At 50.5% G+C, this 14,415-nt stretch carries 14 protein-coding genes; 7 read left to right on the forward strand and 7 right to left on the reverse strand.

The window, feature by feature from the left end; all coding sequences use genetic code 11:
• Window positions 1-25: 25 nt before the first annotated feature.
• Complete coding sequence (locus KNP02_RS08755) at window positions 26-1,000, reverse strand: hypothetical protein (protein WP_214708320.1); 975 nt, start codon at window positions 998-1,000, stop codon at window positions 26-28.
• A gap of 419 nt (window positions 1,001-1,419) precedes the next feature.
• Here KNP02_RS08755 and KNP02_RS08760 point away from each other — a divergent pair, with 419 nt between their 5' ends.
• Entirely contained in the window at window positions 1,420-2,883 is a 1,464-nt protein-coding gene (locus KNP02_RS08760; protein ID WP_214708322.1) for an alanine/glycine:cation symporter family protein, read from the forward strand.
• Between the two features lie 53 nt (window positions 2,884-2,936).
• Here the strand turns inward: KNP02_RS08760 and KNP02_RS08765 are convergent, their stop codons facing one another.
• Window positions 2,937-3,737 carry a formate/nitrite transporter family protein gene (locus KNP02_RS08765; protein WP_214708323.1) on the reverse strand — a complete coding sequence of 267 codons (801 nt, stop codon included), beginning with the start codon at window positions 3,735-3,737 and terminating at the stop codon, window positions 2,937-2,939.
• 95 nt (window positions 3,738-3,832) lie between these two features.
• Entirely contained in the window at window positions 3,833-4,219 is a 387-nt protein-coding gene (locus tag KNP02_RS08770; protein ID WP_214708325.1) for a VOC family protein, read from the reverse strand.
• 81 nt (window positions 4,220-4,300) lie between these two features.
• Between KNP02_RS08770 and KNP02_RS08775 the strand changes: the two genes are divergently transcribed.
• Genes KNP02_RS08775 through KNP02_RS08785 form a run of 3 tightly spaced genes read left to right on the forward strand, consistent with a single transcriptional unit; the run spans window position 4,301 to window position 7,586 of the window.
• On the forward strand, window positions 4,301-5,419 hold the full coding sequence (locus KNP02_RS08775) for a GTPase (protein WP_214708327.1): 1,119 nt from the start codon (window positions 4,301-4,303) through the stop codon (window positions 5,417-5,419).
• Window positions 5,420-5,431: 12 nt separating this feature from the next.
• Window positions 5,432-6,574, forward strand: coding sequence for a YcjF family protein (locus tag KNP02_RS08780; RefSeq protein WP_034780484.1), 1,143 nt, complete (start codon window positions 5,432-5,434; stop codon window positions 6,572-6,574).
• Window positions 6,575-6,623: 49 nt separating this feature from the next.
• Window positions 6,624-7,586 (forward strand): 2-hydroxyacid dehydrogenase, encoded by a 963-nt coding sequence (locus KNP02_RS08785; RefSeq protein WP_214708328.1) that lies wholly within the window; start codon window positions 6,624-6,626, stop codon window positions 7,584-7,586.
• A 46-nt stretch (window positions 7,587-7,632) separates the two neighbouring features.
• On the opposite strand, the gene KNP02_RS08790 is transcribed toward KNP02_RS08785, so the two are convergent.
• The 4 genes from KNP02_RS08790 to KNP02_RS08805 form a co-directional block, all read right to left on the reverse strand.
• Window positions 7,633-8,406, reverse strand: coding sequence for a YflT domain-containing protein (locus KNP02_RS08790; RefSeq protein ID WP_131471951.1), 774 nt, complete (start codon window positions 8,404-8,406; stop codon window positions 7,633-7,635).
• Window positions 8,407-8,419: 13 nt separating this feature from the next.
• On the reverse strand, window positions 8,420-8,935 hold the full coding sequence (locus tag KNP02_RS08795) for a YflT domain-containing protein (protein ID WP_029596367.1): 516 nt from the start codon (window positions 8,933-8,935) through the stop codon (window positions 8,420-8,422).
• A 112-nt stretch (window positions 8,936-9,047) separates the two neighbouring features.
• Window positions 9,048-9,971 (reverse strand): hypothetical protein, encoded by a 924-nt coding sequence (locus KNP02_RS08800; RefSeq protein ID WP_251129214.1) that lies wholly within the window; start codon window positions 9,969-9,971, stop codon window positions 9,048-9,050.
• Window positions 9,952-10,365 carry a methylglyoxal synthase gene (locus tag KNP02_RS08805; RefSeq protein WP_034780495.1) on the reverse strand — a complete coding sequence of 138 codons (414 nt, stop codon included), beginning with the start codon at window positions 10,363-10,365 and terminating at the stop codon, window positions 9,952-9,954. The genes KNP02_RS08800 and KNP02_RS08805 overlap by 20 nt, the downstream gene beginning before the upstream one ends.
• A 235-nt stretch (window positions 10,366-10,600) precedes the next feature.
• On the opposite strand from KNP02_RS08805, the gene KNP02_RS08810 reads away from it, so the two are divergent.
• The 3 genes from KNP02_RS08810 to KNP02_RS08820 all read left to right on the forward strand — a co-directional run.
• The gene (locus KNP02_RS08810) at window positions 10,601-12,388 is read left to right on the forward strand and encodes a mechanosensitive ion channel (RefSeq protein ID WP_214708330.1); all 1,788 of its coding nucleotides are present in this window, start codon (window positions 10,601-10,603) and stop codon (window positions 12,386-12,388) included.
• Window positions 12,389-12,501: 113 nt separating this feature from the next.
• Entirely contained in the window at window positions 12,502-13,980 is a 1,479-nt protein-coding gene (locus tag KNP02_RS08815; protein WP_214708332.1) for an HD domain-containing phosphohydrolase, read from the forward strand.
• 91 nt (window positions 13,981-14,071) lie between these two features.
• Window positions 14,072-14,415: transposase (locus tag KNP02_RS08820; RefSeq protein ID WP_214708334.1), on the forward strand; the 344-nt coding region annotated here is incomplete at its 3' end.

Raw genomic sequence — 14,415 nt, forward strand, 5'->3', positions numbered from 1 at the left:
GCCTTTTTTGTTTGTCCACGTTTGTTCAGTCATGTGACGTACCGATGAAATAGCCATTGTTGAAGTGGTCGAGCAGTTGTTGATAATACTTCATCTGTTCGATGTTCTTGCTTGCGAGCGCCGCGTCCGCACCGGCAAGCAACTCACCAACGGTCAACCCGACTTCACTATTGTCTATGGCGTAGACGAGTTCGAGGTCGACCACATCAGCACCGTTTAACAAGACGTTAATTTTTGCCGCCGTCAGTTGCATAATCAATCGTTTCTCTTCGGCCATTCCTTTTTTCGCAGGATCCATGAGCAGGGCTAGTGCTTCACGGTCGTCAATCACGCTATAGGTTTGGCCGTCGATCGTAATGAGCGTTCCATAGGAGAACGTCACTTTGTCGAAGTTGAATGTGTTTTTCCAGAAGCCGATCGTATACACGTCATAGTCGTCCATTGGTGGCGGTGGTGGCGTACATTCTTCCACCGTCAACGTGACGTAGCGGACCCAAGGGGTACCTGATCCCGGATCACCAGGATAAGCCGTCTCGCTAGAGCCGTTCACGACCGTATCCAAGTGAAGGAAGACGTTAAATTGGAATCCGTCCGATTTGAGTGTCGACTCTAACATGCCTAAATAGCCCGCGAGGTCCGCATACGGAATTAGCAAGTGGGTCGGATCGACGTTTGAGTACACTTTAAAGTCGTATCCTCCTGGGTTTCCTCGTTCCAATGAGCCGCTCAATAGACGGAAATCAATCTTGATATTCTCCGGTACATCTTGCAAGACGACTCCGTCATTCAAATCGATGACAATCTTCAGCCCATCGGTCACGAACTCAAAATTAACGGTACCAATCGGGATGTTTTGTCCCGCATAGATTGTCGTGTCCGATGTCGTCGACACACACCATTGTTGACTACTTTCTTCCGCAACGACTCCTTTCATTGGCAAGAGCGACAGTACGAACATGAGCACGAACAAGAGTGACCACCATTTTTGATGCTTCTTCATCTCGTTCCCTTCTTTCCTCCTGATGACTGAACGTGGTGTTATAGAAGGTGCGCACCTATAGTTATTTATTACCCGGTAAGTTTTGGTTCACTCAAGAATCAGGGAAATAATTCAAAGGGAACGAGAATAGTTTCATAACCTTCATAATAAAACCTATTCATAAAGCGAATGGTTTGAAACAAGTTGAATGTAGACATCAAAAATTAGTAGGGAAATAAAGATTTATTATTTCTTAGGTTTAACTTTGTAAGCGCTTTAAATAAAGCTATCACTCACTTTTTATTATATAACATATGAAGTTTGTGTGAACTGACCTATAAAAAAATTATTGCTAATTGTCAGAATATTTGTATAATTCAGAACTAAGACATCATAAAACATTTCAACTTTAGATTCACACAACAGGGAGGAACTTATTCATGGAAGCTGTACAAAACTTGCTGCAAGGAAGCGTCGACTTTTTAAACAACATTTTATGGTCGTACGTGCTCATCGGCGGATTGATCGGGGCCGGGATTTACTTTACGGTCAAAACAAGGTTTATGCAGTTCCGTTACTTAAAAGAGATGTTCCGGGTCGTCACCGAAAAATCAGATGTCACAGACAGTAAGAGCATCAGCTCGGCGAAGTCGTTCTTCATTGGAGCGGCAACACGGATCGGTACAGGGAACTTGGCCGGTGTCACAGTTGCAATCACGCTCGGTGGACCAGGGGCGGTCTTCTGGATGTGGGTTGTCGCTCTCGTCGGTGGAGCGACCGCGATGATCGAGAGTACACTCGCGCAAGTGTATAAAGTAAAAGACGATGTCGCATACCGCGGCGGTCCTGCTTACTACATCGAAAAAGGTTTGAACAACCGTGTCCTCGGTATTGTGTTTGCGGTTTTGATTGCCTTCACATTCGGTCTCATTTTCAACTCAGTCCAATCGAACACAATCGCGGCAGCGTTCGATAACGCCTTCGGTCTTGAAGCCGCTGTTGGTGGAATTGCACTCGTCGTCTTGACTGGACTCGTCATCTTTGGGGGCGTCCAACGTGTCGCCAACTTCTCAGCAATCGTCGTACCGATCATGGCTGTTCTTTACTTGGTGATCGCGCTTTACGTGGTCGTTATGAACATCGCAGAAATACCAGCTGTGCTCGGTATGATCTTCAAGAGCGCATTCGGTATCGAGCAAGCGTTCGGTGGATCGGTCGGTGCAGCCATCATGATGGGTGTTCGTCGTGGTCTCTTCTCGAACGAAGCAGGTATGGGTTCGGCACCAAACGCCGCAGCGACGGCAGAAGTGTCACACCCAGCCAAACAAGGTTTCATGCAAACACTCGGTGTCTTCTTAGACACATTGATCGTCTGTACAGCAACAGCAGCCATCGTCCTTCTCTCTGACAGCTATGCGGCAGGGAATGGCGAAGGGATTGCACTCCTTCAAAACGCATTGTCTGAACAAATCGGTTCATGGGCTCCGGCCTTCATCGCTGTCAGTGTCTTCTTGTTCGCTTTCAGCTCGATCGTCGGTAGTTACTACTACGGTGAGACGAACATCGAGTTCATCAAGAAGAGTAAAGGTGCCGTCTTCGGCTTCCGCCTTCTCACGATGGGCTTCGTCTTCCTTGGATCGGTCGCAAGCCTCGGGTTCGTTTGGAGCCTTGCCGACTTGTTCATGGCCGGGATGACGTTAATCAACTTGGTAGCCATCACGCTTCTCGGCGGCGTTGCCTTCAAAGTCCTTCGTGACTACGAAGAACAGCGTGCCCAAGGTCTCAACCCGCGCTTCTCGGCCCGCAAACTCGGCATCGAAAACACGGAATGCTGGGATGTCGAAGAAGAAGAAGTCGCACAAGGAGCGGTCCAAGCGGCTGCTGCCGACTCATCTAAAGCTTAATTTCATTCAATCAAGCAATAACAGGGGCCCTGCGCATCGGGGCCCCTGTCTTTTTATGCGTTTTGACGGATCGATTCAATATTTTTCTCGGCAGGTTTCGCGTTCAAATGGACGTACGTCCCGGCGACGAACAAGGCGCCTCCGACGATGTTGCCAAGCGTGGCAAACACGAGATTGTTCAACGCCAGCCCGAGGTTGATCGCCTCAGATGGGGCGTAATAGAGCGCGAGCCCGAAGATGCCCATATTGGCAATCGAGTGCTCGAAACCGGCGGCGAAAAAGACGACGACCGGGAGCATCGTGAGCATAATCTTCGCAACGTCATTTTTCGTCTTCAACGGCATAAAGATAGCGATACAGACGAGGATGTTGCACAAAATCCCTTTCAAGAAAATCGAGAGTACGTCTCCGCCCATTTTTTTCGCGGCGACGACCGATAACAGGTGGTCGGCACTGACGTCGCCCATGCTATGGGCACCGATGACGAGCCCGACGAGGATGAGCGCACCGACCAAGTTACCGAGCCAGCTGATGCCCCATACGGCCGTTAAATCGCGCCAGTCGACACGTCCGCGTTTCGCGCCCGTATACAAATACATCGTATTGCTCGTGAACAGCTCTCCGCCCGTCCAAACAATGAAGACGAGGGCAACCGAGAAACTCATCCCCGCGAACAGCATCGTTCCTGGCACATCGATGAACATGTTTCCGACGGAGAAGGCAAAGACGACCCCAATTCCAATCAGAAAACCGGCGACGATGGAGCGGAGTGCGTAGTGACCGAACGCGTGACGCAACAACGTCGCTTTTTTATAGGCGGCTTCTTCCATATACTCGACAGCTTGTTTTTCCATTTGAACACGGCCTCCTTTAGACAACTTAAGTCTAGGAGGTCTACAAAAAGTTTGCAATTGTTTTCACAAACTTTTTTGAAAGCCGTTTCAACTGTTCACATCGTTGCCACGAGTTCGACTTTCATCCGGTCCGGATCTTCAAAGTAAAGCGCGGTGTAGGACGGTCCTCCGGCGTGCGGGAACCGATCGGCGTAGAGCTCGGTGAATCCGTGCTGTGTCAGTTCTTCACGGAAACGTACGAGTTGCTCAATCGACTCGGCGTGGAAGGCGAGATGGTTCAACCCGGTCTTCTTGCGATGGTACGGCGGCTCGAGATAATCGGCCTCGGTTTGGACGAAGACGAGATACGTATCGCCGAAACGATAACTCCTTCCTTCTTCCCATTGTTGGTAGACGGTATAGCCGAGCTCAGTGAGGAGCCAGTCCCACGCCACGAGGCTCTTGTTCAAATCAGAAACGTACAGTTCGACATGATGTAACATCGGTCTCATCCTTCCGTCGGACGTTTCAAATTTGTCCGTTTAGTATAATGGTTATTATATAACGAATGTAGGGGGAACCATATGGACAACACGGGGCTTGTCTCGAACATATTGATTGCGGGGAAGACCGGGGTCGGCAAGAGTGCTTTTTTAAATTATATTTACGGGCGTGATGTGGCCGAGTCACGTGCCGGCAGCCCAGTGACGGAGGAAGGGCTGCATGAATATGAATACTATGACCTTGAGCGAGGCATCTTGTTCCGTTTCTTCGATACATGGGGACTTGAGGCGGACCGATCCGACGAATGGCATGAGGCGGTATTGTCCATCGTCAATCAACGGGAAGGTGCACTCGATATCGCCGATTGGTTCCATACGATCTATTACTTACTGTCCATCAACTCGGGACGCGTCGAGGCGTACGAGTTAGAAGCCATTTTAAAACCGCTCTATGCGAAGCGAAGCAACGTCACGATCATCTTGACGAACTATAACCCGGACAGTGCGATGAACGTCGAGAAGGCGGAGGCGATGGAAGCAGTCCTCATGCGTGAGCTCGGAATTTCACGGGATGCGATGATTCGCGTCAACAGTGTCGAAAAGAAGTTGCTCGGTGGACAAGTCGTGCCGCATATCGGATATGAGGCGGTGTGGCAACGTAATCGGACCAACCTCTGGAAAGACGTCGAACGAAAACTGCCACACAACTTGACGCGTCATTTATTGACCGAGTTAGAGGCGTGGCGCGCCCGAAGCTATCGTTCGGCTGAAACGATTCGCATGATCACCCCGCAAGTGATGATCAGCTGGAAAGCCCGTCAAATCGAAAAAGACTTGGAACAAACACTCGAAGCGGCCGCCGAGACCACAGAGGCCGCGATGGCCCAAGGTGTTCGTCACTACATTCAACTGATGGAGCGTTATCCGCTCGTCGGTGCCCCGCCTGACCTTGTGTTCAAAACACGCCGGGTCGAGCTCGGGTTTGACTATTCATTCAATCGCACCGTTCGGAAGATGGTGCTCGGGATGATTCCGGGCGTCCACTTCATCTATTGGACGTTCAAACGGAGGACGGCGGAGCGAGGTATCAAAAAAGCTGTCGATCAGCAATACGAGTTGGTCAAACAGACGATTGAGCTGGATGTGCGCCGTGGTTTCGAGGAAGAGATGCGACGGCTTGGCCGAACGCTCAATCAATGAGGAGGAACTGACATGGAGAAAAAAGTCCCATTCAATTTGGATACGTACGATTTAAAAGAAGAACTCGACCGGTTGCGCGGAAAAGTAAAAAAACCGAACATCTTGATCGCGGGAGCGACCGGGTCGGGCAAGAGTTCCGTCGTCAACCACGTCTTCGGTCGTGACTTGACGAAAGTCGCCGCCGGCGAGCCGGTAACGCGCGGGATCCATCAGTTCATGAGTGACGACATCGCCATCGTGCTTTATGACAGTGAAGGGTATGAGATTGGGAGTGCCCGGCAACAAGCATATGCTGATGAAGTCATCGGTTTCGTCGAACGGGCCCAGACGAAAGGGGCGGCCGAACAAATTCATCTTGTCTGGTATGCCATCAACGCTTCGATGAAACGGGTCACGCCGCTTGATCGGGCGCTCATCAAACAATTGAACGAAGCGACGTCGGTCGCGGTCTTGTTGACGCAAATCGATCAAGTCGACCTAGATGAACTGACGGCGCTCCGAAATGAGTTAGTGGACGTTGTCCCGGAACAGGCCGTGTTCCAAGTCAGTGTCGCTGAAGAGCTGTTGAATGACCAAGAACTTCGGAACCATCTCGATTGGGAGCGTCTCGTCACCTGGTCTGTCGAACAACTCGACCAATCGCTCCAAGAAGGACTGCTCATGGAGATCCACGCAGAGAGCGAGGCAATGCTCAAGCTGAAACGGAAGAAAGCGAACCGGATCATCTCGGGTTATGTCGCCAGTGCCGGGACGGCGGCGGCGGTCCCGCTCCCATTCGCCGATGCGATCGCGCTCACGCCGATTCAAGTGACGATGAGCGTTCACTTGTTCCGTTATTGGGGTGTGAAAGCGAATGACGATATGTTGAAGACGCTGATTGGGAGCACCATCATCCCTCAAATCGGTCGGGCGCTCTCGAAGACGATTTTATTGAACGTCATGAAGTTCTTCCCAGGGGCAAACGCCGCCGCGAGTGTCATCAATGCGACTGTCGCGTCAGGCATCACCTGGGCGATCGGACTTGCCATCAACGAAGTTGCGTACCGGAACGCGATGGACTCATCGAAAACAATCGAGCAACTGCTTAACAGTGACTTCGGCTCGCTATTCGAGCAGTTCATGGAGCAAAATCCAGTAACGAAAAAGAAACCTTGATTCGACACGTTTGATAAACTGGTCGAGACAAGACAAAGGGGGAGACGGAATGAAGAAACGCATTTACATTACGAGACGGTTACCGGAAGAAGCAGTGGCGCCACTGCGAGACAAGTACGAGGTCCGCATGTGGGAAGAAGAAGCGAAGAGCGTCCCGCGCGACGTCTTGTTGAAAGAAGCGGCGTCAGCGCATGCGCTCTGGACGATGCTCAGTGATACAATCGACCGGGAAGTGATTGAACAGGCCTCGCAACTCGAAGTCATCTCGAACTTGGCGGTTGGCTATAATAATATCGATATTGGAGCGGCCAAGGAACGCGGCATCGTTGTGACGAACACGCCGGACGTGTTGACAGAGACGACGGCCGATCTCGCGTTCGGATTGATGATGATGACGGCACGTCGGCTCGGGGAAGCAGAACGCGATTTACGAGACGGAGAATGGAAATCGTGGACGCCGATGGGTTACGTCGGGATGGACTTGTACCGTGCCAAACTCGGGATCATCGGCATGGGTCGAATCGGGGAAGCGGTCGCACGTCGGGCCCGCGGCTTCGACATGGATGTGTTGTACCATAATCGGACGCGTCGCCATGAATCGGAATCGATGTATGGCTTCGTCTATGCGGAACTCGACGAGTTGCTCGAACAGTCCGACTTCGTCGTCGTCCTCGCGCCGCTCACCGAAGAGACACGTGGGATGTTAGGCGCAGAGCAGTTCGCGAAAATGAAAGAGACAGCGGTCTTCATCAACGTCGCCCGTGGCGAGATTATCGATGAGACGGCGCTCTATGAAGCACTGAAGGAACGGCGGATTTGGGCGGCGGGACTTGATGTGTTCGCTAAAGAACCGGTGGCGATGGACCATCCACTCTTGACGCTCCCGAACGTGACGACGTTGCCGCATATCGGCAGCGCCTCCATCAAGACAAGGCTTGCCATGATGGCGCTCAATCGGGAAGCCATCGTGAACGTGCTCGAAGGAGAAGAGCCGAAAAACCGATTAACGTAAAACAAGGACCTGACCGGGTTGTGGTCAGGTCCTTGTTGCATCTTGGTTAGAAACGGCGGATATTGTCTGGATCTTCGTAATCGTTTCGGAGGGCCCGGTCATCGAGTCCACGCAACTTGTTCTCACGGTCAGTCAACTCGGATTTTTTATCCAATATGTCCTGCTCGGGGTCGACGGCCCGGTTTGGATTGTCGGCCGTCGATTCGTTGAACGGTTTCGAATCGATTTCTACACCATCAGACGTATGGCGATCGTCCCGGTTCGCGTCACGATGTTTCGGGTCATTATATGGCTCCGAATCAATCTCCACACCATCGGACGTGTGATGATCTGAGCGGGTCGAACGAGTCGTGTCAGATTTCGGATCATTATACGGCGTCGAATCGATTTCAAGCCCATCGGCCGTATGGTGGCCTTGGTGACTCGTATCGTGTCTCGAGTCGGTATAAGGTGACGAATCGATCGTCAGCCCTTCATTATGACGACGCTCGAAATCTTCATCCACATAGATTAAAATCTTTCCAGCCTCGACATCGCTGTAGTGGCGCTTCACCTCGTCTTCGCTCAAGCCCATATTGCGAAGTCCGGCATGGACGTCCTCATGTCCGCTCAAGAAAGCCCGTACCTTATCAAACCAGCCGGCGTGGTGTGCTGCTTCGGTATGGACGTCCGTTTGACGACGCAAAATCGAGACGTTATCTTCATGTTTGGCGACGACATAGATGTCTGAGTCTTTATAGCCCTTCGCACGCAACTCCTCGACTTTTCCGAGTGCCGCGTCCTGTGTGTCATACATGCTGATAAACCGTTTCTCACTCATCTTCGTTTCCTCCTTATAATCGCCGGTGGTCTTCTAGACCGGAATGTCCGCGGACGATCGGGTCCTCTTTCGTACCGCGAGGTTCTTCGTCGTGATCATTGAATGGCTTCGCGTCGAAGGCGATGCCATCCGCTTCTTCCCCTTTATCATGGTCGAGTTCACTATCTTTCTTATACATATTTGGATAGCGTTCGTATGAGTGTTTATCGATGTAAAGCAATAATTTGCCGGCATCGATCGACGTATAATACTCTTCAGCCTCCGCATCACTGAGTCCCATGTTCCGCAATTCATCACGAATGCGGTCACTGCCGTGAAGGAACGCTTTCACACGGTCCAGCCAGTTGACATCACGAATCCCCGATTCGGCGTTCACATCGGTATGGTAGCGCAAGGCGGAAATTTCCCCGTCCCGCTTGGCCACGACATGCATGTTTTTCTCTGCTTCCCCAGCTTGTTTGAGTTCATTCACCTTATCCATGACTTCTTGCTCGTTATGGAACAACCCAATAATTTTACGATCCGACATGTTGTGCCTCCTTCGATTTCGTTTCATTTTTAATTGACGTCACGCTATTAGTAATTTCCGTTCTAGCAAAGGTTCAAACAAAAAACGCCATCTCCTAGAGAGAATGGCGTGATCAATAATAAATCATTAACGTCTCATTGCCGAGGTGGCACCGCGTGTTCTTCCAGACGAACTCGATCAATGTCCACATGGCCATGAATCCACTGATTGCTAGCAGAATGAGTGCATACACAGGCGTCAATTGAATCAAGAACGACCATCCGAGCGAGAACAGGATAGGTTGGGTCAATAACACGAAACCGACGTACAGGGCTATGATGAGCAATGCGAAGACAATCCGTCGTCCTAGCGTTTGGAAGTGGTGACGGAAACGGGTCAATAGGCCAAAGATGGCACCGGTCAATAGAACAGGGAGGACGAAGCCGAAATAATCGAGCGGGTAAGGTGTAGCGGGTGCCGTGAACAAGCGCAGACTGAACACATCATCCATTACAAGCAATAAGTTGGCGTAGGCGAATGCCAAAATCATACCGAGTAGCCAACCGAATTGATTCCAGACGCGACGAGATGACTTGATCGCCTCAATTTTCGTATAGGCTAAAAAGGAGACATCACGCATCTCGACATCCTGGAGCTTGACTTGAACTTCGTTGAGCCGCTCAATCGCCCAATCGAATTCCCGATTCGCCTGCGCTTTCTCATGAGGTTTCAATTCATCCGTCGTCTCAATCATCATATGGTAGCGACGTTGGTATTCTTCGTTTGTCGCCGGTTGTTCAATTAAAAATCGAGCATAGTCGTGCGGGTTTTGTTTCGTGAGTCCTTCGAGAGGCTGCCCGTTCTTTTCCGCCTGTTGAATATAGCCGGCTAAACTGTCAAGCAAGCGATCGGCTTGCTGCTTGTCATCTAATAAGTCGTTTAAATGCGTACGGACTTGATCGTAAAACTGTTGAACGACCGGGTCGTTCGATACGTGTGGTTTCAGAAAAATTCCTCTCTTCTTCTTGATAAGTTGTTCATACTGGTGGTTTGTCATTATGGGTCAAGGTCAGCGATTCAAAATCGCCTTGCTCGATACTGCGGATGAGAATCTCACTTCCGCCCATGTTAGTGGCCAAAGGGATGGAATAGACATCACAGAGACGCATCAAGGCACTCACATCAGGTTCGTGCGGTTGAGCCGTCAATGGGTCACGGAAGAAAATAATCATGTCCATCTCACCCCGGGCGACGGCGGCACCGATTTCTTGGTCTCCGCCGAGCGGGCCCGACTGAAAGCAATGGACGGGCAATCCTGTCGCCTCGGCAATGCGCTTACCGGTCGTGCCAGTGGCGAACAGATGATGTTTTTCCAAGACATGAGCGTAGGCTTTCACAAGTACGATTAAATCATCTTTCTTCTTGTCATGGGCAATTAGGGCGATGTTCATCTTACTTCCTCCTCCAAAAGACTTCTTCTTTTAATTCGTATCACATTTGACCTAGAAAGACACGCCTTCTTTCTTTAAGAATGCTTTCTGAAAAAGCTGTTTTCCCATCAAGTCTTTATCGGGAATTTATCGGGAATAGGAAATGGCAAGGTTTAAAGAGATGAAAATGTTGGTATTTATACAAAGAGTCAAATAAATGAAATCATTTCAAAAAGAGATTGGAGGAAGATGTTAAATGAACAATACTACTTATAATTTCAACACGTTCATGTCATGGCTGCCTGAGCTTTTGCTCGCATTGCTTATTCTTGTCGTCGGATTCATTTTGGCGAAAGTTCTAGAAAACGTGACGCGCAAAGCGCTTCGCAAAGCACGCCTTGACGACCGTGTAGGGGTAAAACAAGAAGGTGAACCCGGAAAGCCTGCAAGAGAGGAAAAGCGGTGGACGCCTGAACGGATCATCGCAAAAGTCGTCTTCTTCGGCGTACTGCTTCTCGCATTCTTAATTATCTTTGAATTCTTGAACGTACCAGCTGTCGCTCAACCGTTCAGTCAAATCTATGCCGGCTTCTCTGGCTTGATCACAGGCGTGATTAAAGCAGGTCTCATCCTGCTCGTCGCATGGATTATCGCCACGCTCTTGAAAAAAGGTATTCAAATGGCAGGTCATCGTCTCAACTTGAACAAGTTGATGGAGAAGACGGGCCAAGAGTCGACGAGCGTCAATCAGACGAAATGGGTCGACACGGTCGCCAATATCGTCTTTTACCTTGTCCTATTGTTAGCTCTTCCAGCGGTACTCGATGCGCTTGGGTTACGAGGCATCAGCGGTCCGTTTGAAGACTTGTTGAACAGTTTCCTTGCCTTCATTCCAAAACTTGTCGCTGCAGCCCTTATCTTCGCGATTGGTTATGTCGTTGCGAAAATCGTCCGCGATATTTTGACGAAGTTCTTGGAAGCGGCAGGTCTTAACCGCTTCGCCGAGAAACTTCACTTGGCTGATTACGTGAAAGGGTCAAGTCTCGCGAAAGTGGTCGGTACGATCGTCTTCATCTTAATTATGATCCCGGTCACGATTTCAGCGCTTGAAGCGCTCGATATTCGCGGAATCTCGGATCCAGCCATCTCGATGCTCAACGACGTCTTTTCAATGATTCCAAATATCATCGTGGCCATCGTCTTGATTCTCGCAGGTGTCTTCCTTGCTAAATGGTTGAAAGGCGTCGTTGTGTCTCTCCTTGAGAACTTAGGCGTCAACTCACTCGCTAATAAGATGGGTCTCGGTGGTCGCTCGTCGTCATCGACATCAATCGCACAAGTGATCGGAACAATCGTTCAAATCATCATCATCTTGTTGTTCGTATCGGAAGCACTTCAAGTCGCGAACCTCGACTTTATGGCTTCACTCGCAACAGCAATCTTTGCTTACTTGCCAATGGTCATCGCAGCCATCGTCATCTTGGCGGTCGGTTTCTGGCTCGCGAACATGGCAGAGCGGCTCGTCGGCAGTGTGCTCGTAGATGGAGCTGGCCAACCGAGCGTCCTGCGCCACGTCGCGAAGTACGCGATTCTTGGAATCGCCTTCTTCATGGCCATCAGCCAACTTGGCATTGCGCCATTGATCGTCAATACGGCATTCTTGCTCATCCTCGGTGCAGTTGCGCTCGCCTTCGGCCTTGCCTTCGGTCTCGGCGGACGTGAGACAGCAGCTCGCTACTTGAAGAAAGCTGAGAAGCGAATCGATGAGACAGAAGTGTCAAAAGAAGGTCTCGAGCAAGAGAAAGCCCAAATGAACCAAGAAGCCGAGGCTGCGAAGCGACAGGCGAAACAAGGTATGGAGCAGTCGAAGCGTGAAGCGGATCAAACGAAACAAGAGTTGAAACGTGAAACGAATCGTCCGCAAGCCTCACAATCTGACGTGACGAACGTGGATGGTCCAGAACCGAACCCGTTCCATGAAAACGTCACGCCAGATCAAGACAATCGTTCACTTGATGACAACGAAGGTCCACGTCGTCCGTAACGGTGAAGGACGGGTCCCTAAAAAGGGGCCCGTTTTCGTATTTCTGTAAAAAAGTGTCACTTTTGTCGATATAATAAGAAAGAGGTCGACGAAAAGGCAGGAGTGAGGGGAAGATGTACCAACGATTTCAACACACATTAATCATGAATTACATATGGGGTTCAGGCATCGCCGTGTTCGGTGTCGGGGGGCTGTTCATCTTTCAGACGCTCGATTTATCCAAGACGGAGATGCTCATCCTCTTGGCTATCATGGGGCTGTCCGGGATGATGATGATTGGGCTTGAACTGCTTCTTTATCGACGTCACATCCGGCCGATCCGTCGTGTGTTTCAAACAGAGACACCAACGTATGAGGAGCTTCAACAGGCGTTCGATCAAACGAGTCACTTTCCTACGTTGACGGTGAAACGGATTCTCGGTCCACATTTGTTCGGCTTGTCCGTGCCGGCGATGAGTATGACGGCACTCGCCATCGAACAAGGGTGGATTGACTTGCCGTATCGGTTGATTGGCTTGGCGGCGTTCGGTGCTATTTTAATCGCCATCTTGCATGCGTTGATTGAATTCTTTTTGACCTATCGCTCGGTTGAACCGTTGTTGCTTCAGTTGCAGGAGATGAGCGGAAACTTGTACGGGCGGCCGCTCCAAGCGACGTATCGCTCCATTAGCGTCCGGACGAAACTATTGATCAGCATGCTCGTCATCGGTGTGTTCCCGGTCGCATTGTTCATCCTCGCGTCCGGGGTGCAACTGTCGACTGTCAATCAGGTCGATGCATACTGGCAGTGGGCGGCTGTGATTTTAGTCGTTATCATCGGGGTCGCGACGTTTAGCAGCTTTTTGCTGTATGACAATATCAAACGTCCAATCAGTGCATTAACCGAAGGGGTCGCCGCATTAGATGCCGGACGATTGAATCAGATTGACAATCCTTACTCGGATGAGTTCGCCCAACTCGTCACGGGCTTTAATCAGATGGTCACGAACGTCACGTATCGGGATGCGGAAAACGAGCAACTGTTGAACAGTCTGTTCGTCTTGTTCGCTGCAACACTCGATGCCCGGGATTCGTATACGGCCGGGCATTCCGAGCGAGTCGCCGCCTATTCTGTCGAGTTGGCACAGGCGCTCCAGTTGCCGGCCGGACAAATCGAGCTGCTCCGCAAATCGGCGCTACTCCATGATATCGGGAAGATTGGTATCCGTGACGATGTGTTGTTGAAGGAAGGGAAGCTGACGGATCATGAGTTCGCGCAAATTCAAGAACACCCGACCATCGGAATTCATATTTTGAATCAAATTTCCCTACCGGCTGCGTTACAACCGATATTGGCAGGTGTCCGGTCCCATCATGAACGGATTGATGGGCGCGGATATCCGGATCGGTTGGTCGGAGAGGAGATTCCGCTCTTCGGTCGTATCATGGCAATCGCCGACGCATATGACGCTATGACCTCTGACCGTCCATATCGGGACGGGATGCCAGTCGAGAAGGCTCTATCGATTTTAGAGAGCGGTCGCGGTACACAGTGGGATCCGGCGTTCGTCGATGTATTCATTAGGTTACGACGTCAGGCCATCTCTGCTTAAACAAACAGGTCCGCCCCACAATTTGATATGCTCCCCAATAGGTAGACAGATGAAATAACAAATCTGTTTATCTGATTGGGGAGTGTTTTTTATGGCGAGAAGTCGGCATTCAATCGAACAAAAACTGAGTGCACTACGGATGATGGAAGAAGAAACATATACGTGGAAGGAAATCGAGGAGGCCCATGACGTCTCTGAGCATACCCTCCGGGTGTGGAAAGTGAAATTCGAGACCGGCGGAATCGACGCCTTGAAGGAGTCGAGGACATGGAAGCTGTACACAAAGGAACAGAAAATAGCGGCCGTACGTGACTATCTCGATGGGGTCACCATGGTGGAAGTCCTTTCCAGACATCAAATCAGTAGTCGTTCGGTTCTATATCGGTGGATCAAGAAGTATACTAGTCATAGCGAGTTAACAGATTCGAGAAAAGG

Origin of the sequence: Exiguobacterium sp. s40 (genome assembly GCF_018617905.1) — a bacterium.
GTDB lineage: Bacteria > Bacillota > Bacilli > Exiguobacteriales > Exiguobacteriaceae > Exiguobacterium > Exiguobacterium mexicanum_A.